The sequence below is a fragment of the Caballeronia pedi genome, from assembly GCF_001544915.2.
In the GTDB taxonomy this organism is placed as follows: domain Bacteria; phylum Pseudomonadota; class Gammaproteobacteria; order Burkholderiales; family Burkholderiaceae; genus Caballeronia; species Caballeronia pedi.
The window spans coordinates 233,320-252,322 of the sequence record NZ_FCOE02000004.1 but is presented as its reverse complement, the minus strand read 5'-3'; the positions used below and the strand labels follow the sequence as shown (position 1 = coordinate 252,322).

21 protein-coding genes and 1 tRNA gene are annotated in these 19,003 nt (G+C 60.6%); 7 read left to right on the top strand and 15 right to left on the bottom strand.

Annotated elements, in window-relative coordinates; genetic code table 11:
- Nucleotides 1–58 precede the first annotated feature (58 nt).
- Nucleotides 59–730, bottom strand: a complete 672-nt coding sequence (locus AWB80_RS08320; protein WP_061174161.1) for a LuxR C-terminal-related transcriptional regulator — start codon at nt 728–730, stop codon at nt 59–61.
- 331 nt (nt 731–1,061) lie between these two features.
- Here AWB80_RS08320 and AWB80_RS43130 point away from each other — a divergent pair, with 331 nt between their 5' ends.
- Nucleotides 1,062–1,862 (top strand): fimbria/pilus periplasmic chaperone, encoded by an 801-nt coding sequence (locus AWB80_RS43130; RefSeq protein ID WP_143327992.1) that lies wholly within the window; start codon nt 1,062–1,064, stop codon nt 1,860–1,862.
- A 123-nt stretch (nt 1,863–1,985) separates the two neighbouring features.
- Here AWB80_RS43130 and AWB80_RS08310 read toward each other — a convergent pair whose 3' ends face one another.
- The 7 genes from AWB80_RS08310 to AWB80_RS08280 form a co-directional block, all read right to left on the bottom strand.
- A complete protein-coding gene (locus tag AWB80_RS08310) occupies nt 1,986–2,573 on the bottom strand; it encodes a hypothetical protein (RefSeq protein WP_061174159.1) in 588 nt (195 codons plus the stop codon).
- Nucleotides 2,574–2,602: 29 nt separating this feature from the next.
- Nucleotides 2,603–3,811 carry a tyrosine-type recombinase/integrase gene (locus AWB80_RS08305; RefSeq protein ID WP_061174325.1) on the bottom strand — a complete coding sequence of 403 codons (1,209 nt, stop codon included), beginning with the start codon at nt 3,809–3,811 and terminating at the stop codon, nt 2,603–2,605.
- A 383-nt stretch (nt 3,812–4,194) separates the two neighbouring features.
- A tRNA-Ala gene (locus tag AWB80_RS08300) sits at nt 4,195–4,270 on the bottom strand.
- A gap of 67 nt (nt 4,271–4,337) precedes the next feature.
- The gene (locus AWB80_RS08295; RefSeq protein WP_061174158.1) at nt 4,338–4,676 is read right to left on the bottom strand and encodes a c-type cytochrome; all 339 of its coding nucleotides are present in this window, start codon (nt 4,674–4,676) and stop codon (nt 4,338–4,340) included.
- A 2-nt stretch (nt 4,677–4,678) separates the two neighbouring features.
- Complete coding sequence (locus tag AWB80_RS08290) at nt 4,679–5,485, bottom strand: BON domain-containing protein (RefSeq protein WP_061174157.1); 807 nt, start codon at nt 5,483–5,485, stop codon at nt 4,679–4,681.
- A 24-nt stretch (nt 5,486–5,509) separates the two neighbouring features.
- Nucleotides 5,510–6,097 (bottom strand): phosphoheptose isomerase, encoded by a 588-nt coding sequence (locus tag AWB80_RS08285; protein WP_061174324.1) that lies wholly within the window; start codon nt 6,095–6,097, stop codon nt 5,510–5,512.
- 103 nt (nt 6,098–6,200) lie between these two features.
- Nucleotides 6,201–6,587 (bottom strand): YraN family protein, encoded by a 387-nt coding sequence (locus AWB80_RS08280; RefSeq protein ID WP_087131115.1) that lies wholly within the window; start codon nt 6,585–6,587, stop codon nt 6,201–6,203.
- A gap of 47 nt (nt 6,588–6,634) precedes the next feature.
- Here AWB80_RS08280 and rsmI point away from each other — a divergent pair, with 47 nt between their 5' ends.
- Entirely contained in the window at nt 6,635–7,525 is an 891-nt protein-coding gene (rsmI, locus tag AWB80_RS08275; protein WP_061174323.1) for a 16S rRNA (cytidine(1402)-2'-O)-methyltransferase, read from the top strand.
- 54 nt (nt 7,526–7,579) lie between these two features.
- On the opposite strand, the gene AWB80_RS08270 is transcribed toward rsmI, so the two are convergent.
- Entirely contained in the window at nt 7,580–8,188 is a 609-nt protein-coding gene (locus AWB80_RS08270; RefSeq protein ID WP_061174155.1) for a septal ring lytic transglycosylase RlpA family protein, read from the bottom strand.
- A gap of 665 nt (nt 8,189–8,853) precedes the next feature.
- On the opposite strand from AWB80_RS08270, the gene AWB80_RS08260 reads away from it, so the two are divergent.
- From AWB80_RS08260 to AWB80_RS08250, 3 genes are all read left to right on the top strand, one after another.
- A complete protein-coding gene (locus AWB80_RS08260) occupies nt 8,854–9,498 on the top strand; it encodes an MBL fold metallo-hydrolase (protein ID WP_061174154.1) in 645 nt (214 codons plus the stop codon).
- Nucleotides 9,495–10,130 carry a 3'-5' exonuclease family protein gene (locus AWB80_RS08255; protein ID WP_061174153.1) on the top strand — a complete coding sequence of 212 codons (636 nt, stop codon included), beginning with the start codon at nt 9,495–9,497 and terminating at the stop codon, nt 10,128–10,130. Before AWB80_RS08260 ends, AWB80_RS08255 begins: the two co-directional genes overlap by 4 nt.
- Before the next feature lie 95 nt (nt 10,131–10,225).
- A complete protein-coding gene (locus AWB80_RS08250; RefSeq protein ID WP_061174152.1) occupies nt 10,226–10,684 on the top strand; it encodes an Lrp/AsnC family transcriptional regulator in 459 nt (152 codons plus the stop codon).
- Nucleotides 10,685–10,690: 6 nt separating this feature from the next.
- Here the strand turns inward: AWB80_RS08250 and AWB80_RS08245 are convergent, their stop codons facing one another.
- The 3 genes from AWB80_RS08245 to AWB80_RS08235 form a co-directional block, all read right to left on the bottom strand.
- Nucleotides 10,691–11,884: a cation diffusion facilitator family transporter gene (locus AWB80_RS08245; RefSeq protein WP_061174151.1), complete on the bottom strand. Its 1,194-nt coding sequence runs from the start codon at nt 11,882–11,884 to the stop codon at nt 10,691–10,693.
- 132 nt (nt 11,885–12,016) lie between these two features.
- Nucleotides 12,017–12,319 (bottom strand): H-NS histone family protein, encoded by a 303-nt coding sequence (locus AWB80_RS08240; RefSeq protein WP_061174150.1) that lies wholly within the window; start codon nt 12,317–12,319, stop codon nt 12,017–12,019.
- Between the two features lie 359 nt (nt 12,320–12,678).
- Nucleotides 12,679–13,359: a HugZ family pyridoxamine 5'-phosphate oxidase gene (locus AWB80_RS08235; protein ID WP_061174149.1), complete on the bottom strand. Its 681-nt coding sequence runs from the start codon at nt 13,357–13,359 to the stop codon at nt 12,679–12,681.
- A gap of 162 nt (nt 13,360–13,521) precedes the next feature.
- Between AWB80_RS08235 and AWB80_RS08230 the strand changes: the two genes are divergently transcribed.
- Nucleotides 13,522–14,745: an MFS transporter gene (locus tag AWB80_RS08230; RefSeq protein ID WP_061174322.1), complete on the top strand. Its 1,224-nt coding sequence runs from the start codon at nt 13,522–13,524 to the stop codon at nt 14,743–14,745.
- 54 nt (nt 14,746–14,799) lie between these two features.
- Here AWB80_RS08230 and AWB80_RS08225 read toward each other — a convergent pair whose 3' ends face one another.
- Complete coding sequence (locus AWB80_RS08225; protein ID WP_061174148.1) at nt 14,800–15,945, bottom strand: branched-chain amino acid ABC transporter substrate-binding protein; 1,146 nt, start codon at nt 15,943–15,945, stop codon at nt 14,800–14,802.
- 542 nt (nt 15,946–16,487) lie between these two features.
- Here AWB80_RS08225 and AWB80_RS08220 point away from each other — a divergent pair.
- Complete coding sequence (locus tag AWB80_RS08220; protein ID WP_061174147.1) at nt 16,488–17,192, top strand: dienelactone hydrolase family protein; 705 nt, start codon at nt 16,488–16,490, stop codon at nt 17,190–17,192.
- Nucleotides 17,193–17,233: 41 nt separating this feature from the next.
- Here the strand turns inward: AWB80_RS08220 and AWB80_RS08215 are convergent, their stop codons facing one another.
- Together AWB80_RS08215 and AWB80_RS08210 are read right to left on the bottom strand one after the other, a co-directional pair.
- Nucleotides 17,234–17,419 carry a hypothetical protein gene (locus AWB80_RS08215; RefSeq protein ID WP_061174146.1) on the bottom strand — a complete coding sequence of 62 codons (186 nt, stop codon included), beginning with the start codon at nt 17,417–17,419 and terminating at the stop codon, nt 17,234–17,236.
- A 223-nt stretch (nt 17,420–17,642) separates the two neighbouring features.
- On the bottom strand, nt 17,643–18,905 hold the full coding sequence (locus tag AWB80_RS08210; protein WP_208635626.1) for an MFS transporter: 1,263 nt from the start codon (nt 18,903–18,905) through the stop codon (nt 17,643–17,645).
- Nucleotides 18,906–19,003 lie beyond the last annotated feature (98 nt).

Below are 19,003 nucleotides of genomic sequence, written 5' to 3'. Positions count from 1 at the left end.
CACATAGCGCCCACACGCTTTGGGATAACAGACTCCATAATATTCACTCGTTCATTCATTAATTGCGCGAATTATCCGCGCAAGTTAGTTCCACAAGAACGAAATCGTCTTCGGAAAACGCTCTAAAGAGCTCAGCGTCGGACGTAACCTGCAACTTCCGCATAGCGTTCTTTTTGTGCGTGCTTATCGTTTGTTTGGATCTAAAACGCGTCAACGAGATTTCCTTTACGGAATGCCCTGAAAGGACAGATCGAATGACATGGATCTCACAGCGAGACAACGGTCTTACATCCCCAGATATAAGCGGTTCGATTACGCTCATCTCAGCGAGCTTGGGCGAAATATAGTTGGCTCTCGCATTCGCCACTCTAATGGCCACGTGAAGATGCATAATCACATCGTCCTCATCGAGCATCGCGTGTACGCCCAGTTGAGAAAGCGTCGCCACGTATGCAGCATTACGAGCACAAGAGTGCAAGACAACCCCCACGCCAGGGAACTCGTCCAAGATGAGTTTTATAAGTGGAATGGTTGTTCCGCCTATGCATTTCGAGGCCGCTTCCTTATCCATGACGATCACATTAAAAGCATTAGTCGCTGCAAGGCTTGATATCTCGATAGCGCTGCGCAGTATGCCAATAACTGTCACGCCACTGCACTGCCTTAACACTGTCTCAATGCCCAGCGCAGTAACCGGGTGACTGTCGGCCGCAATAACTTTTATAGACAATGTTGTCGCCTTATTTCTCTAAGGTATCTTTCGAACTGGCTGCGGCCGATAGGCTGCGTCAAAAGGCCTAAGGTTAGAGTACGGAAAGCTACCCGCTCAATCAGACAAGTACGAAATATTGGACAGTCTTTGGAAGACCCAACATTCAGATATTGAATGAATGATATCCAGTTGCCCACCGCGACAATATGTAACAGGCGAATCGTACTGGTACGAACTGTCATCGGACACATTATGATTGAAACAAATACTGCTGCATAAGACAATTGCCTCAAGATAAGATGAAAGACGGTGCGGCTATGAGGAGCGTTATCCAGTGCGGAGTCTCTCAATGTCACAAAATAAAAAGCTTAAAAAAATTTGGTTCAAACTATTGCCGCAATCCCGGCCGAAGCGCCGCTTCGCTCGCAAAGGCCATCTTGATCGACCGTCATTACATCAGGGTGGTCACGAGCGCCGATCTGAGCTCCAAAATGCGCTTTCGTTTGACAAGCAGTGCGTTGTTCTTGGCTCAGACACTCGTTACGCCCGCTTAAAACTGCGAAACGTCGGCACTAACCAACTCATCGTTTACTCGTCAATGCATCGACTTCCCGAGAGCCAAGCGACATCCGTTTTTGTAATGCCCTCTCTCTGTCAAATCGACGTCGGTGACAGCGCGATAATTGAATTTTCACTTGTCGCTCGCGACGTCGCCTGCGAAGAATTATTCCGTGCTCGCTTCGAATGGATTCGAGCGACTCCAAACTTGTCAGCCGACGAAGCAGAAACGTCACTACCGTTGCTAGTGCGGCCCTTCGGCATCGTGCCGACAAACGCCATACATGAGTCAGTGTTCGCCAGACTCACGGAGCATGGCGACGTGATTATCGAGAACTCGAGCGCTCGTGTACTGCGCCTGCGCCCAGAGTTGATATTGCTCCCCTCGATGAGTACATTCATTGCCCCCCAGCGCTATGTCGCGGCGTTTTCATGGATGCTAGTGCGAAACATATCTGCCCCAATGCAGTCAGTTGCCGTCCGAATCACTGTGGAAAGCTTCACAGGAGAATCAGCGCTTACCGTCGATCTACCTCTGGACCTCCGTACCAAACACTCTGCTGTGACAGCTCAAATTGCTGGCGTGAACTGATCAGCGGTTGTGACCAGGTCCGCCTATCCTGGCTGGACTCCGCGAAACGACGAGACGTAAGCCTCGATCGGAGAAGCGGCTCAACCAGAGGTGAGAACACAGAGGCGCTCCGCGCGAGGCGTCTCAATCAATCTGCCTTTGCCCGTCTAGCACGGATCGTCGCAAGCGGCGCGCTTCGTCGAGATACTTTTTAATGGTCGCATCGTCAAGGGCGACACCTGCACGCTCGAGATCAAGTCGCATTTCTTTTGCGTGTAGATTTCGGTGGGCGTCCGGATCCATACGATAGCCACCCATTGCCAGCCCAATGATCATCTTGAGCATCGTTTGACGTTCTTTTGTTGCTGCACTTTTGCTGCCGTCGCCTTCGCCGAATCTTGGCGCCGCTCTTGGCTCTTCACGCGATTGGCGTTTCGCGAGTTCACGAATCAACGGAGCCGGTAAAGTGAAGCCGGCATGCCGCACCGCATCGCATATATATATAGGATCCTCCTTCACCTCCCATTTACAGACACCGTAGCGTCGTCCCCAGTTCGTGCGTTTGATGACTGCGGCAATCAGCCTTGCCTTCTCGTATCCCGGTTGACCGCCCTTCGATCGGATGTCGAAATTCGAGTGCAGGTACGGGTCCTTCGCGTCAAGCAGAAGCGCCGCCTCCCTTGCGGTCCACTTGTCGAGCGCTACCCAAAAGCGGTAGTCGATGAAGTCCATCGGCGTTTGGTCGCATGGTCTGTGTCAGACTAGCGCGCATCGACGGCTGCAACAGGCGAACCCGCTTTGAGCTTGTCGAGATAGTCTGCCCACACTTGCATCATGCGCACACGATCGTCGATGAATTTCGTGCGGTTATATGCCGTTCCAAGGTTGTCGGCGACTCGATGGGCGAGCTGATGTTCAATCACCTCGCATGGGAATCGAAGCTGCTCATGAAGGATTGTTCGTGCCATCGCTCGAAACCCATGCCCAGTTATCTCTGTTTTCGTGTCGTAGCCCAGTCTCCGAAGCGCCGCATTGACCGCCGCGCCGCTCATCGGCTTACGTACGTCACGTCCAGGAAATACAAACTGCCTATGTCCCGTAAGAGCGTGGAGGTCGCTGAGGATGCTCACCGCCTGGGTGGATAGCGGAACGAGATGGTCAGTTCTTGTTTTGGAAACGTTATAGCGCCACTGCGCACCTTCAAGATCAAAGTCCCTCCAGTGCGCGGTTCTAAGCTCTCCTGGCCGTACGAAAAGTAGCGGGCCGAGCCGTAGCGCGCATTGCACGACGAAGGTACCCTGAAAGCCGTCAAGGGCACGCAACAGCTCCGCCACCTCTTGCGGTTGAGTGATCGCCGCGAAGTGGGTGTGTTGCGCGGGCGCGAGCGCTCCACGCAGGTCGGCCGACACATCTCTAGACGCACGACCTGTCGCTATAGCGTAGCGAAATACCTGACCACAGTTTTGGTGAACACGATGAGCCGTATCAAGAGCTCCCCGCTTCTCCACGCGCCGTAGGACGGCGAGGACGTCGGGTGCTGAGATATCCGCAATTGGCCGACCGCCTAGCCACGGGAAGACGTCATTCTCGAGACGAGCAATGACCTTATCGGCGTGCGACCTTGCCCACGTCGGAGCCTGTCTTGCGAACCACTCACGAGCAACAACCTCAAAGCTATTGGCCGAACGTGCGACAGCGGCTGCTTTCTGGATACGACGCTCAACGCCTGGATCGATGCCGTTAGCCAATAAACGGCGAGCGTCGTCACGACGCCTGCGGGCATCCTTGAGCGAAACCAGCGGATACGACCCAAGAGCGAGTCGCTTTTCCTTACCGGAAAATCGATATTTCAGCCGCCAATGCTTACCGCCGGATGGGGTAATCTCCAGGTACATTCCGGCACCATCGGTGATTCGATATGCCTTGTCCCTGGGGCGCGCGTTTTTTATAGCTACATCCGTCAACGACACCGCATTCCTCATACCAAACAACGGCTATCTAGAATCGGCTGAAAACCCTACATTCGTCAAGGCTTTAGAGGGGATCGCGTTAGAACTTTTTTGTATCCGTATATAACGTGCAGTAATTGATCGACCGCTTGCCCTTGAGGGAGCGCGGGAGCGCTGTGAGATTGAATCAAGAGTTCCGGCCACTGGCCTGAGGAGCGCGTCAAAGCGCCGTGAATCGTGCTGGGGGCATCGTCCATGTGGCGGCTAGGCATGCCCCCTGAATATGCCCCGCATGACGTGGCATGACATAGGATGATGTCGGATGACACTGGAATGAAAAAACCCCGCGAGCCTTGCTGGCTGCGGGGTTTCGGGACTTTCTGAGACTGCCTGAGAATATCGTGTGGTGGAGAGGAGGAGGATCGAACTCCCGACCTTCGCATTGCGAACGCGACGCTCTCCCAGCTGAGCTACCCCCCCAACGAAGAAAAATTGTACCACAGCCAAATCGCCCACACGCAAGCCTCCGGGCGATCCCGCTCGCCGTTTACCTCTCCGGCGCCCCCATCAAAACCCACGCAACTACGGTCCTGATGTCCCCATCGCTCATCCTGGGATGCGAGGGCATCGGAATCGCCCCCCACACCCCCGCGCCGCCATTCTTCACCTTCTTTTCCAGCTTCGCGCTCGCCTGCGGATCGGCCTTGTATTTCTCCGCGATCTGCTGAAACGACGGCCCCACGAGCTTGCGATCGATCGCGTGACAGCCCATGCAGGCATTACTGCGCGCGATCGCCATCGCATTGGCAGAAGACACGGGCTGCTCGGCGGCCGACACGCCCAAAGACGCAGCGATCAACACCGCGCCGAAAATCACACGCACCATATTTATTTCACCGCCGGAGCCGAAACCGGATTCGGATTGCCCGGATGCACATCCGAGTTCTTCACAGGCGCGGGCGACTGCATATCCAGCGGACGCGACGTCACGCCCGAATCCGGCACCGTGCCCACCGTCGCTTCAGCCGGCGCGCTCGCCGCCGACACCGCGCTCGCATCGGACGCCGCCGCCGCTTCCAGTGCCTTGGCCTCTTCAGGCTTGATGTACTGGAACACCTTCACCACCTGCTCGACGCCCGGTACGCGCGCGGCCACATCCGCACCATGCGCGCCCTCGTCCTGCGTGACGAGACCCATCAGATAGACCACGCCGCGCTCGCACACCACCTTGTAGTAGTTCGCGCGCAAGTCCTTCTCGCCGACCATCGCGGTCTTCACGCGGCCTTCGAGATAGGAGTCGTTCGCACGCGATGAAATCGAACTCGCGCCCTGAACCGACAGTTCGTTGACGATGCTCCCCACGTTGTTGATGTCGCGCACGACCGCCTCGGCCTTTTGCTTCGACGCTTCGTCGGGCACTTCGCCGGTCAGCAGCACGCGCCGGTTGAACACTGTCACGTTGACATGCGCCGTATCGGGCAGATTCTCGTTGATGCGCGAAAGCGCCTTCACCTGAATCTCGCGGTCTTCCGTCTGCGCGCCGAGCGTGCGACGATCCGTGGCAATCAACGTTCCGCCAGCCGCCGCGCCGACGACCGCGAGGGCGCAGCCCTGCAACGTCAATGCAACTCCCGACAGCATGCCCACCACGAGCGTGGCCTGGGCCAATGTCGCCTTGACGCGTGTCTTGTTCATCAACTCCGTTCCCCCTTGTCAGTTTCAGTCGTCGCCGAGCAGCATCGCATCGATGCCGTCGCACAGACAGTGAATGGTCAGCAGATGCACTTCCTGGATGCGCGCCGTGCGATCGGACGGCACGCAGATATGGATGTCGGTATCGGCGAGTACATCGGACATCGCGCCGCCGCCCTTGCCGGACAGCGCGATCACGATCATCTCGCGCTCGTGCGCCTCCTGAATCGCCGCGAGCACGTTGACGGAGTTCCCCGACGTGCTGATCGCGAGCAACACGTCGCCCGCCTGACCGAGCGCGCGGACCTGGTTCGAGAAGATCTGCTCGAACGCATAGTCGTTGCCGATAGCCGTGAGAATCGATGTATCGGTCGTGAGCGCGATGGCCGGCAAGCCCGGACGCTCGCGTTCGAAACGGCCGATCAGTTGCGCGGCGAAGCGTTGCGCGTCGGCAGCCGAGCCGCCGTTGCCGCAGACGAGAATCTTGTTGCCATTGGCGAGTGCGCCGAACAGCGTGTCGATGGCGGCCGCGATCGGAACCGCCAGCGCGTCGAGTGCTTCGAGTGTGAGTGCCGCGTTGTCGCGGAATTGCTGTTGAATACGTTCGACTGACATCGACTCTCGATCATAGGCCGCGGCGCGCGGCGGTATCTGGCTTGAACGCTCAAAGCGTCGGTTGTTGCGCAGTTTACCGCATGCACCCGGCGATGAACCGCGCTCATGCTTCGTCGGCGCGAAAGGCATCGGGCATCCACTGGATGCGGCCCGCATCGAACGCGACGACATCGAAGCGGCACGCGGGCAACGCGCCACGCCATGTCGCGAGAAAATGCTGCGCGGCAAGCACGAGACGCGCGCGCTTTCTCGCATCGATGCTCGCGGCGGCGTTCGCATAGCGGCCGCTCGTTCGCGAGCGCACTTCGACGAATACGAGCGCGTCGCGTTCATCGAGCATGACGAGATCGATCTCGCCGCCGCGGCACGTCACGTTGCGCGCGACGAGGCGCATGCGCCGCCGCTGCAGGAATTCGAGCGCGTGAGCCTCGAAAGCATCGCCGAGCGTTTTGGACAAGGCGCCTCCATAAAAGTTGTCGACTGGCCGCAGGGATCGCGCATGGCAAAATGACGTCCTTTCCTTCGACGCCCGCGCTCATGCTTCAGATCTCCGAACTCGCCGCCGGGCAGCACTATCCGACAGGCGCGCTATACGTCGTCGCCACGCCCATCGGCAATGCGGCGGACATCACCGTGCGCGCGCTGCATGTGCTCGCACTCGCGGATCGCATCGCGGCGGAAGACACGCGCAACACCGCGCAGCTGCTCGCGCGCTACGGCATCTCGAAGCCGTCGATCGCCGTGCACGAGCACAACGAGCGCAGCGCCGCCGAACGCGTGATCCAGCATCTGAAGAACGGCGAGCGCATCGCATGCGTATCCGATGCCGGCACGCCCGGCATCTCCGATCCCGGCGCGCGCCTCGTCGATGCCGTGCGCGAAGCCGGCCTGCCCGTGATCCCGCTTCCCGGCGCGAGCGCGCTCACGACAGCGTTGAGCGCCGCGGGTGCATGGGTCAGCGGCTTTTCGTTCGCGGGCTTTCTGCCGACGAAGGCGAAACAGCGCGCCGCGCAACTGCGCTCGCTCGCGAATCATCCGATGGCGCTGGTGTTCTACGAGGCGCCGCATCGCATCGTCGAGACAACGCGCGCGCTTGCCGAAGCCTTCGGAGGCGAACGGCAACTGCTGATCGCGCGCGAGTTGACGAAGTTACATGAGAGCCTGCATCGCTGCACCCTGGCCGAAGGGCCAACGTGGCTCGAAGCCGATGCCAATCGACAGCGCGGAGAATTCGTACTGGTGGTGGAAGGCGCGCCCGAAACGCAGGATGCCGACGACGCGCACGACGCGTTGCTCACGATGCTGCTGGACGAGTTGTCGGTGAAGAGCGCCGCGCGCATCGCAGCGACGTTGACGGGCGCATCGCGCAGCGGACTCTACGAGCGCGCACTGAAGCTCGCCAAACGCGACGAATCGGAAGAAGAATAGAAAACGGGCTGTCGAAAGACAGCCCGTCATGGTTCTGCAAGTTGCAGCGCGAGATCAGTTCACGTTGTCGTCGGCGAGCGCCTGAGCCTGTTCTTCACGCGCGGCACGCGCTTCCTGCTGCGTGAGACCTTCGATCTTCACCTTCTGCGTGCCGGCGCCACGCATGCCGAGCACCGCCGCGGCAGCATACGACAAGTCGATCACGCGTCCATGCACATAAGGACCACGATCGTTGATCTTCACGACCACGGTCTTGTGGTTGGACTCGTTCGTCACACGTACCCACGATGCGAGCGGCAGCGTCCGGTGCGCCGCGGTCATCGCGTTCATGTTGAACTTCTCGCCACTGGCGGTCTTGCGGCCATGGAACATCCGGCCGTACCACGACGCCTTGCCCTTCTGTTCGAATTCGCCGACGTTCGGTCCCGTCGTGATCGGCTGGGCGTCGGAGAGCGACTGTGCCGGTTGCGCGGGCTTGTCGGCCGGCAGCGCGGACAGGTGCGAGTCGAACGCGAGCGGTGCCGTCGAGCGGGCACTGCTCGTGCTGGTGGAGTTCGTGGTCTGAGGATTGGACGCGACATCGCCCGAACCCGGCGTGGCGCAACCGGCCAGCACGCCAACTGCTAGCAGGCTCCCGACATGTCGAATAAATCGAGCTTTCATAGGTTTACCAACGTAAAAGGAGCGGCCGCGCTGCGCTGGTCGGCGCGCGCAAGGCTGCTCGAGGCTTTGCCGTGCAAAGCACAACGCCGTTCGGTCAAGCGAACGGCGAGCCTTGCTCGGACGCGGCGTACTCGTGCCGCAAATGCCCGGTTATCGTTCACGTCTGGCGCAACCTGTCCCCGGCAGCCTGACCAGACCCCACATGCCGCCATCGAACGTGGCATCACGTTCGTGCGCTGAAAAACCAAGTGCGAGCGCAGGAACGGCGGCGTAGGCCCCATCCGGCGTGATGACTGCAAAAGCCATCTGACAGACGCGCGGCGTCTGGCCGGACAAGACGTGTGCACCCATCTGATGGGTGCTTGAGTTGCAATTGCGAGGCTTTTGGCCCCCAACAGCGTACTGACGGCGATTGTAAAAACGCACTAGCGTTTCGGCACTCGCCTATTGACGGCATGGTTAGCTCCATGCACAAGTAGTGCCATTATACAAAAAAACCGGGGTTCGTCTCGCCAGACTGCATGGATCGTCATTGATTTTCGCTATGAGCGTAAGAATTGCCGCTTTTTGGCATATTTTGAGCGGCTCGCCGGCCTTCTTCGCGTGTGATGCGACACCGGTACAATGGACGTTTTTACAGCCCGACTTGCACCGGCGACAGTCATATGAAAGTCATTCTCGTTCCCGTGACGCCCTTTCAGCAGAACTGTTCCATCGTCATCTGCGAGGCGACGAAGCGCGCCGCCGTGGTCGATCCGGGCGGCGACATCGAGCGCATCATCGCGGAAGTGGAACGGCAGGGCGTGACTGTCGAAAAGATTCTTCTGACGCACGGGCATCTCGATCATTGCGGCGGCGCGAAGGCGCTCGCAACGCATTACGGCATACAACTAGAAGGACCGCATCGCGAGGATGCGTTCTGGATCGACCAGTTGCCCGCCCAGACCGAACGCTTCGGTTTCTCGAACGCCGAAGCGTTCACGCCCGAGCGCTGGCTCGCCGATGGCGACACCGTGCAGTTCGGCAACGAATCGATGGACGTCTATTTCTGCCCTGGCCACACGCCGGGCCACGTCGTGTTCTTCAGCCGCGAGCACAAGCTGGCGTTCGTCGGTGACGTGCTGTTCGCCGGTTCGATCGGCCGCACGGATTTCCCGCGCGGCAATCACGCCGATCTCATCCGCTCGATCCGGGAAAAGCTCTGGCCGCTCGGCGACGACGTCACGTTCGTTCCCGGTCACGGTCCGGCATCGACATTCGGCGAGGAACGGCGCAGCAATCCATTCGTGCGCGACGGAGTGACGGCGTGAACGCGATTCCCGAAATCTATGTCAGCACGGACGTCGAAGCCGACGGCCCGATTCCCGGCCCGCATTCGATGTTGAGCTTTGCCTCGGCGGCGTACACGGCCGACAAGCAGCTCATCGGCACATTCTCCGCGAACCTCGAAACGCTCGAAGGCGCGGCGCCGCATCCGGTGCAGGCCGCGTGGTGGAAGACGCAGCCCGACGCGTGGGCCGCGTGCCGCAAGGATTTGCAGAAAGCCGAGATCGCGCTGCCGGCCTATGTCGAATGGGTAGAGGCGCTGCCCGGCAAGCCGGTGTTCGTCGCCTATCCGGCGGGCTTCGACTTCACCTATATGTTCTGGTACATGATGCGCTTCGCCGAGCGCTGCCCGTTCTCGTGGTCGGCGCTCGACATCAAGACGCTCGCCTTTGCGATGACCGGCCTGCCGTATCGCAAGGCGATCAAGCCGCGTCTGCCGAAGCACTGGTTCGACGATCTGCCGCACACGCACGTGGCGCTCGATGACGCAATCGAGCAAGGCGCGCTCTTTTGCAACATGCTCGCCGAGCTGCGCGCCTCGCAGGCGAAGCAGACGCTGACATCAGCGGAATCGAACGAAGGCGGCGAAGGGAAAAACGCGCCGTCAGGCCAGTGAGTTAGGGAAACTCCCTCAGTGCGGGCGCATTGCATTGCGTTTCTTTTCTGGCGCCTCTACCATTAGAGTCAGATCGCGACCGAACGGAGGCGCAGTTGACTCTCGATACATTCTCACAAAAAATCTTGCGTCTTCTGCAGCTTGACGCGCGGCGCTCCGTTCAGGAAATTTCCGACCAGGTCGGCTTGTCGAGCACGCCTTGCTGGCGTCGCATCAAGGACATGGAGCAATCGGGCGTCATTCAGCGCTATACCGCGCTGCTCGATCGCGAGAAGCTCGGCCTGCACGTCTGCGCGCTCGCGCATATCCATCTCACGCGGCACACCGAAGGCGGCGTCGAGCAGTTCGAGCGCGAAATCTCGACCTGCCCGGAAGTCACCGAGTGCTACAGCACGACCGGAGAGGCCGATTACATCCTCAAGATCGTCGCGCCGGATATCAAGGCGTACGACGCCTTTCTGCACGATCGCATCTTCAAGATTCCTGCCGTCGCGCAGGTGCGAACGAGCGTTGTGCTGCGCGAAATCAAGTTCGATACGCAACTGCCGCTCTGACGGCTGTCAGCGCGACGTATCCGTCACGCGCGTCGGCGTCACTGCCGTTGCAGGCGTGACGCCGAGTTCCTGCGTCACGCGGATCTCGCGCGCGCCGATCTTCCGCTTCAGTGCGTCGAAATCGATCGCCTTCAGCCTGGCGGCTGTATCTGCCGCGCCCGATGCCGGCAACACGACGTCGACGTTGAAGCCGCTGCTCAGATAATGCAGATTCAGCGCCGCGACCGGCAGTCCGTTTTGCGCGAAGGCTGCGCGCACTACGTCGCTCACGGTCGAACGCAATGGAAAATTGCCCGGCAGCGGATTGAGCGCGTCGCTCTCGGGATCGACATGAATGAGCGCATCGATGACGCGCTGATCGGCCAGCACATTTGCGCGCGCCGATTCGGCAATGTAGTGCCCTTCCGAAACCGAAATCAGAGGATCGACGAGAATGTGCGCATCGACGATGGCGAGATCGCCCATTTTCCGGGTGCGGAGTTCGTGAACCTCACGCACGCCCGATGTGTTTAACAAAATATTACGCAAATCGTCCGTGGTCGTTTGATCGAGTGCCCGATCGGAAAGATCCTGTAAAGCGTCCCACGCGAACGTCCATCCCATTTTCCCGATCAGAAAACCGACGAGTGCGGCCGCGATCGGGTCCAGAATTCGGAATCCCGCCAGGCTGCCGATAATCCCCAGCGCGACGACCAGTGAAGACGCCGCATCCGACCGCGCATGCCACGCGTTTGCGACGAGCATCGCGGAACGCACGCGTTCAGCGGCGCGCAGCATAAAGCGAAACAGCGCTTCCTTCGAAACCAGCACGATTGTCGCGACTGCGAGCGCGCCCGCCTTTACTGGCGGGATATTCTGAAGATCGACGATGCGCGTACCGGCGCGCCACAACATTCCGACGCCGACCGCGACCAGCAATCCGCCGAGGAATAATGAGGCGACCGTTTCATAGCGGTTATGCCCATAGTTATGGTCGAGGTCAGGCGCGGCGCCGGCGTGCCGGTTGGCAATCAAAACGATAAAATCCGACACGATATCCGCGATCGAATGAATGCCGTCTGCAATCAATGCCTGAGAGTGCGCAACGAACCCGACGACGAGTTGCGCCGTGGCGAGTACGCTGTTTAGCGCAATGCTCGTCCAGGTGGTCCTTCGCGCAACGTCTTGTTTCTCCGCCACGCGCGTCGTCGAAAGCGACATGTAATATCTCTCGTCACATGCATTTTTTCATTTTATCAGGCGGTACTCTGCTTCGCGCCCAGCGTCGGGCTCCGGAAATGAAAAGGCCGCGTCGACGACGCGGCCTTTCTAATTCAGGATCCGGCTCAGAACTTACTTGCCGATCAGAAAGCTGTCGCGATCCTGCCCGGCGATCCACTTCGGCGGCTTTCCACGGCCAGACCACGTGCTGCCGCTTTCCGGGTCGCGGTATTTCGGCGCGACGCCCGAGCGGCTGCGCGCCGCCTTTGCGCCTTTCGCGCCCCGGCCGCCAGCCAGTTCCGCAAGCGTAATGCCGTAATCCGTCATTTTCTGCTTGATCTCATTAAGCACTTCGGCGTATTCGCGCGACTTCGCTTCTTCAATCTGGCGTTCAAGGGACTCGCGTTGTGCGAGGAGTTCTTTGTATGAAGGCATGGCAATTCCCTAAGTGGTTTGCTGACTTGCGAATCGATGCGCTCGCTTTCAGTTGTGAGTATAACCTCGGACTGGCACGCAGATTAACACAGTTCGTATTATCGCGGCATGTGCGTATTGCCACTTAAAAGAAGATCTGCAAATTTCTTCGTAACATTTGCCGATAATTCCGAAGTCCGGGCACCCCGGTGTTCTTACGTAAAAACAGCGGGCGCGACGAGTTCAAGGCTGACCATTGGCATCGGATGAAAACACCGCAATTGCCTGCGACTGCAAAATTTCATGAAATGACAACTTCGACACGTTTCGTTCCGAAATTCGCCTGACCCAAAGCAAAATCGGGCCGCAACAAGCCCGCGCTATTGCGCCGGAATGCCGCCTTCGCGCTCAAAACAATCGATAAGCGCAGCCTTCAAATCCGCGTTCGTCAGCTTGGGGTAATCGAATGTAAAACGATTGCGGGCGCCAGCAAGCAGCAGATCGCAGCCGTACCGGTCTATCCCCAATAACTGGAGATTCTCCGGACGGCCCTGATAAGCATCGGAATATTCGCAAAGCGCAGTTTCATCGGACGCGGAAAGCGGATCGAGCGAATCGAGTTCGTCGCCGCCGAGCCATCCCATCGCGCCGAAACCGCCGATATACCGCATGCGTTCCAGCGACATCACCCAGAATGAAAAATCGCCGAGTGCGAGATAGCGCGCCGCATCCGGGTGATATCGCAGATAACGCCGCGCAAGGTCGTCGCTTTCACTGGCGTTCGCGGGCGCGAAACTGCCGAGCATCGTCAGGCGCTGGCCCTCCAGCACGCCACCGCCCGCTACGTGCGCCACCAGGAATCCGGCGCGGGCATCGGCGTGAAGATTGCGCGTGTGCTCGGCGAGATGGCTGATGAGCAGCATCGGCATGTGCTGCACGGTGAGCGCGAACGGCAAAGCCGTCGGATAAGGAAAGCCGCGCGGCTCGCGCGAATGCGTGGCGAGCGTGCCTTCCGATACGCGATGCAGCAAATGGAGCGGCGCTTGTGGCGGAATGTTCATCCGGGCCTCGTGAATTCGTCGATGACCGGACGATGGTAATGCAGCGGCTCCGAGCGTGTCTCCTGGCCGTTGGATAGAATCGAAAGCCTTCGCGTCCGATGGCATCATCTCAGGTTGCCTTGCCTGCAACCTTTCGCGCAACTTCCCAAAACGGCTTTTTTCGTGTCCGACTCCACCACTGCATCCTCCGCCCCCGAGTCCAATCCGACGCTCGCGCTGCATCGCAGCCTTCCGCGCGTCACGCGCGCCCGCGCCCGCTACGCAACGATGGCCGTGTTCTTTATCGCGGGCATGATGTACGCGTCGTGGGGCGTGCACGTGCCTACCGTGCGCGACAAATTTGGGCTGAGCCCGGGCATGCTCTCGCTCGCGCTGCTCGCGGTGGCGGGCGGCTCGATCTTCGCGATGCTCACCGCCGGATCGTGGATCGCGCGCGCCGGCACGCGCACCGCATGCATGGCCGGCGGCATCACGATGATGCTCTTCGGCGCGCTGATTCTCGTGACGCCGTACTACTGGATGCTGCTGTTCGTCCTCGCGATGTTCGGCTTCGGCATGGCGACGCTCGATGTCGCGATGAACGCCGAAGCCAGCGCGGTCGAGCAGGCATTGGGGCAGCCGATCATGTCGTCGCTGCACGGCATGTTCAGTATCGGCGGCATGGCGGGCGCGGCGGCGGGCGGCGCGCTGCTCGCGCACGGGCTCGCGCCTGCGGTGCATCTCGCGCTGGCGTCGGGCGTGAGTCTGCTCGTTCTGCTCGTGTCGATGCCCGCCGTGCTGCCGCACGTGCCGCACCACGACGAACACGCGAAAGCGTCGTCGTCAAATCGCTGGCGCTCGGGCGCGCTGTGGGCGCTCGGCGGTCTCGCGCTCGTCGCGCTGATCGCGGAAGGCGCGATGTACGACTGGGCCACCGTCTACATGCGCGATATCGTCGAGGCCACGCCGTCGGTATCGAGCGCGGCTTACGCGGCGTTTTCCGGCGGCATGGCGGCCGGACGCTTCGGCGGCGACGCGGTGCGCGCGCGCTTCGGCGCGCCGCAACTGATCTTCGGCAGCGCGGGGCTCGCGTTCATCGGCATGGTGATGGCGCTCGTCTTGCCGAACACCATCGTCACGATGACCGGCTTCACGCTGATGGGTCTCGGTCTCGCGAACATGATGCCGGTGCTGTTCGCGGCGGCGGCGCGCGTCGAAGGCGTGACGGCGGCCGAAGGGCTGGCGCAGGTTGCGGGTCTCGCTTACTTCGGCCTGCTGCTCGGTCCGGTGCTGATCGGCGGCGTCGCGCAGATCAGCAATCTGCCGATCGGGCTATGCGTCGTCGCGGCGTGCTGCCTGATCATCACGGTGATCGGGCCGCGCATTCTCAGGCGCTGGAAAATATAAGGCGCGCGGGCCTTTCGGCTCCGCGCGCCTGTCGAGACCGAAGTCCCGCCTCGATTACATCTTCACGACGTCGAGCAGCGTCTTCTTGCCCTTCTTGTAGTCGTACAGCGAGATCACGCCGTGCTTCAGATCGCCCTTCGAATCGAAGGAGGTCTGGCCGATCACACCCTTGTAGTCCGTGTTCGGCATCGCGGCGAGAATCTTGGCCGGATCGGTCGAGTTGGCGCGCTTCATCGCGTCGGCGACGATGTACACCGCGTCATACGTGAACGGCGCGTAGATCTGGATCGGCTGGCCGAAGCGCTTCTCGAACTTGGCAGCGAACGCCTTGCCGCCGTCCATCTTCTCGAGCGCCATGCCTGCTTCCGAGCACACGACGTTGTCGGTCGCGTCGCCGGCGAGGTCAGCCAGCTTTTCCGTGCAGACGCCGTCGCCCGCGAGCACCTTCGCGCGCAGGCCAAGCTGCTTCGCCTGCTTGGCGAACGGGCCGCCGGTCGCGTCCATGCCGCCGTACATCACGGCGTCCGGATTCTCACCCTTGATCTTCGTCAGAATCGCGCGGAAGTCGACAGCCTTGTCGTTCGTCGCGTCGTGCGAGATCACCTTCAGGCCGAGCGACTTGGCGGTCTTCTCGAACTCGTTCGCGAGACCCTGGCCGTAAGCGGTCGAGTCGTCGACGACAGCGACCGTCTTCACCTTCAGATTCTTCGCCGCGTAGTTGGCGAGCGCCGGGCCTTGCTGCGCATCGGTCGCAACGACGCGGTACGTCGTCTTGAAGCCTTGCTGCGTGTAGGCCGGGTTCGTTGCCGACGGAGAAATCTGCACGATGCCCGCATCGCTATAGATCTTCGATGCCGGGATCGACGTGCCGGAGTTCAGGTGACCGACGACCGCAACGACCTTGTCGTCGACGAGCTTCTGCGCGACCTGGGTGGCGGTACGCGGGTCAGCGGCGTCGTCTTGCGGGTCCAGTTGCAGCGTGATCTTCTCGCCGCCGATCGTGAGACCCTTTGCGTTGATCTCTTCGACTGCGAGCCGCGCGCCGTTTTCGTTATCCTTGCCCAGGTGAGCAATGCCGCCGGTCAGCGGAGCGACGTGACCGATCTTGACGACCTGGTCGGCTGCTGCGGACGTTGCCAACGTAGCGAACAGCACGGCTGCAGCGCTGATCGGCAACAGTTTGTGAAGCTTGGTGTTCATGTAAGTCTCCAGTTTCGGTCCCAAAAACAACGTAATCGCCCTGTGCCCCGTCTTTCATCACGATCGCTCAGTCCCGTGGACGACCACGCCGGATGCATCGTCATGCACTTGGCAAGTCCTTCCGGCAGGCCGTTCGTGGCAGCCGCCATCCGCACTGCGCGCAAGTGTAGGGTTGTCAAATTAATTTAGGGAAGTTTTTTAAGATAGTGGTGTCACTACCAATTAACGTCCAGTTGTGATGCGCCGCCGTTTGTGGTGCGTTTCTTCGAAGACGCCCTGTACATGCGGGTTTCCGAGAATCGGCGCGCAAAGGTTTGGGCATCATTCAAGTCCGGCGGGCGTGTGCCGATAATCCCTGCCGACCGACATCATTAAGCTGTTTTTTTAAGCTCGTTTCAGCTTGCGTTTAGACCAGCGCCTCTAAAAAATCCCATCGCGCGTCAAGCGGCGTGCCAAGCCTGGCCGCGAGCGTTCAGGGCGACTGAAAGGGAAAGCTGGCACACTCACTCGCCTGCGATTTCACAAACACAAGGAGCTTTGACGTGACCGTATCCGTGACTTCACGCTGGATCGACATTCCCGCCGATGGCGACAGCTTCCAGGGCTATCTCGCGTTGCCTAAAACCGGCACCGGCCCCGCCGTGATCATCCTGCAGGAGATCTTCGGCGTGAACGGCCATATCCGCAGCGTCGCCGATCAATACGCCGCCGACGGCTATGTCGCGCTCGCGCCGGATGTCTTCTGGCGCACGCAGCCGCGCGTCGAGCTGGGCTACGAAGGCGCGGATCGCGAGAAGGCGATGGAACTGCTGCAAAAGACTCAACTCGATGCCGCGGTCGCGGATGTCGGCGCGGCCGCCAAGGCGCTGCGCGCGTTGCCCGAAGTGGCGGGCAAGGTCGCGGCGATCGGCTATTGCTTCGGCGGCCGGCTCGCGTATCTCGCGGCGGCGCAGGGCTCGGTGGATGCGGCTGTGGCCTATTACGGCGGCGGCATTCAGAACGCGCTCGACAAGGCCGATCAGGTCAAGGTGCCGATGCAGTTCCACTACGGCGAACTCGACGCACACATTCCCGCCGACGCGGTCGACGCCGTACGCCAGGAGTTCGCGGGCCGCAAGGATTCGGCGCTGTACGTCTATCCGCAAGCCGACCACGGCTTCAACTGTGGCGATCGCGCGTCATACAACGCGAAGGCGTCGGCGCTCGCGCACGGACGCACGCTGACCTTCATCGGCGAATATCTGTAGCAGAAGCCTGCCTGGGCGAGCGTGCCTGAATGGCGCGCTCGCTATATCAGCGCCGGCAATCCTTCCACGAGAAGAAACGCGGCGAGCACGCCGAGCAGCGCGCCGAACACACGCAGCACGTTGTTCTTGAAATGCGTCGCGCAGGGAATGGCCCCGAGGAACAGTGCGCCAGCCAGCGCCATCGGGATGATCAGAATGAAGTCGCCGATCGTGAAGTACGTCGTCATTGTGCGTCTCCCATCGTCCTGCTTCTGGCTTCGAGTGTCGCGCGTGGAAAAGCTGCATCGACAATTCGAGTATAGGCGGCTCAATGCGAGGCGTCGGGCCAACTTCGTGCGGCGGAAGACGATGACGTGACGCAGAACCTTATGGCACAAGGCGTTGCGCGCGGCATTTTTAAGCGGACACGTAAAAACCCTTATCTTCTTCTTATTTCAATCGGCTTTCTAATCAGGCGGCCGCAACGCGTTCGCGCCGGTTCAACCAGAGCGCGCCTGCAAGCCCAAGAAGCAATAGCACTCCGATCAATCCCGCGACGCCCGGCCATCCGAACGCGGTCCAGAAGTGACCGCCATATGAGCCGATCAGACTCGATCCGATGTAATACGCGAGCAGATAGAGCGCGGCCGCCTGCCCTTTCGCCTGCGCGGCGAGACGTCCGACCCAGCCGCTCGCGACCGAATGCCCCGCGAAGAACCCGAAAGTCAGACACGCGATGCCAACGATGATCACCGTCAGCGAATTCGACAAGGTGAGCGCGATGCCGAGCATCATCAGGACGAGACTCGCGATCAGCACGCGGCCACGCCCGAACGCATCGGCCATCTTGCCGGACCACGGCGACGCGACCACGCCCGTCAGATACACCGTGAAGATCGCGCCGATCTGCGTCTGATTGAGCTGGAACGGCGCGCCGAGCAGCCGGTAGCCGACGTAGTTGTAGAGCGTGACGAAGCTGCCCATCAGCACGAAGCCGATCAGGAACAGAAACGGCAGACCGCCATGCCGCAGATGCCCGGCGAGCGAGCGCCGATGATGCGCGAACCCGACGCCGCGCCGCGGCTCGAAGCACCGCGACGGCGGCAGCAGCGCGCGGAACGCGAGCGTGGCGAGCAAGCCCAGCAAGCCGATTCCGCCGATCGCGATGCGCCAGCTGAACAGATCCGCGAGGACGCCGCTGATCACGCGCCCCGCCATCCCGCCGATGGCCGTCCCGCCGACATAGAGACCCATCGCGAGGCCGAGGCCTTCGGGATGCACTTCCTCCGCGAGATACGCCATCGCGACCGCGGGCACGCCGCCGAGCGCGAAGCCTTCGAGCGCGCGCACGATGAGCAGCGCGTGCCAGTCCGGCAGCAAGGCGGCGATGACCGTCAGCACCGACGACGCCAGCAGCGAAAGCGTCATCAACCGATGACGGCTCCAGCTTTCCGAGACGAATCCCGCGATGAATATCGCGACGGCCAGCGCCGCCGTGCTCACGGACACGGCAAGCGCGCTGACCGCCGGACTGACGCCAAACGCCTTCGTGAACTCGGGAAGCAGCGGCTGCACGCAGTACAGCAGCGAGAAGGTCGCGTATCCGGCGAACAGCAGCGCAAGCGATGCGCGCCAGTACGCGCGCGAGCCTCGCTCGAGATACGGCGCTGCGTCGGCGCTGCGTTGCGCGTTACCCTTGGAAGTCGGGCGCTGCGGCGCCGGTGAAGCGTTCACGAATGAAGTCTCCGCTGAAAAACTCTCAACGATACGCCGAACCTAAGGGTTTCGCCTAATACGGCAAGCACTTTTCGGCGACGATGACCACGTAATTA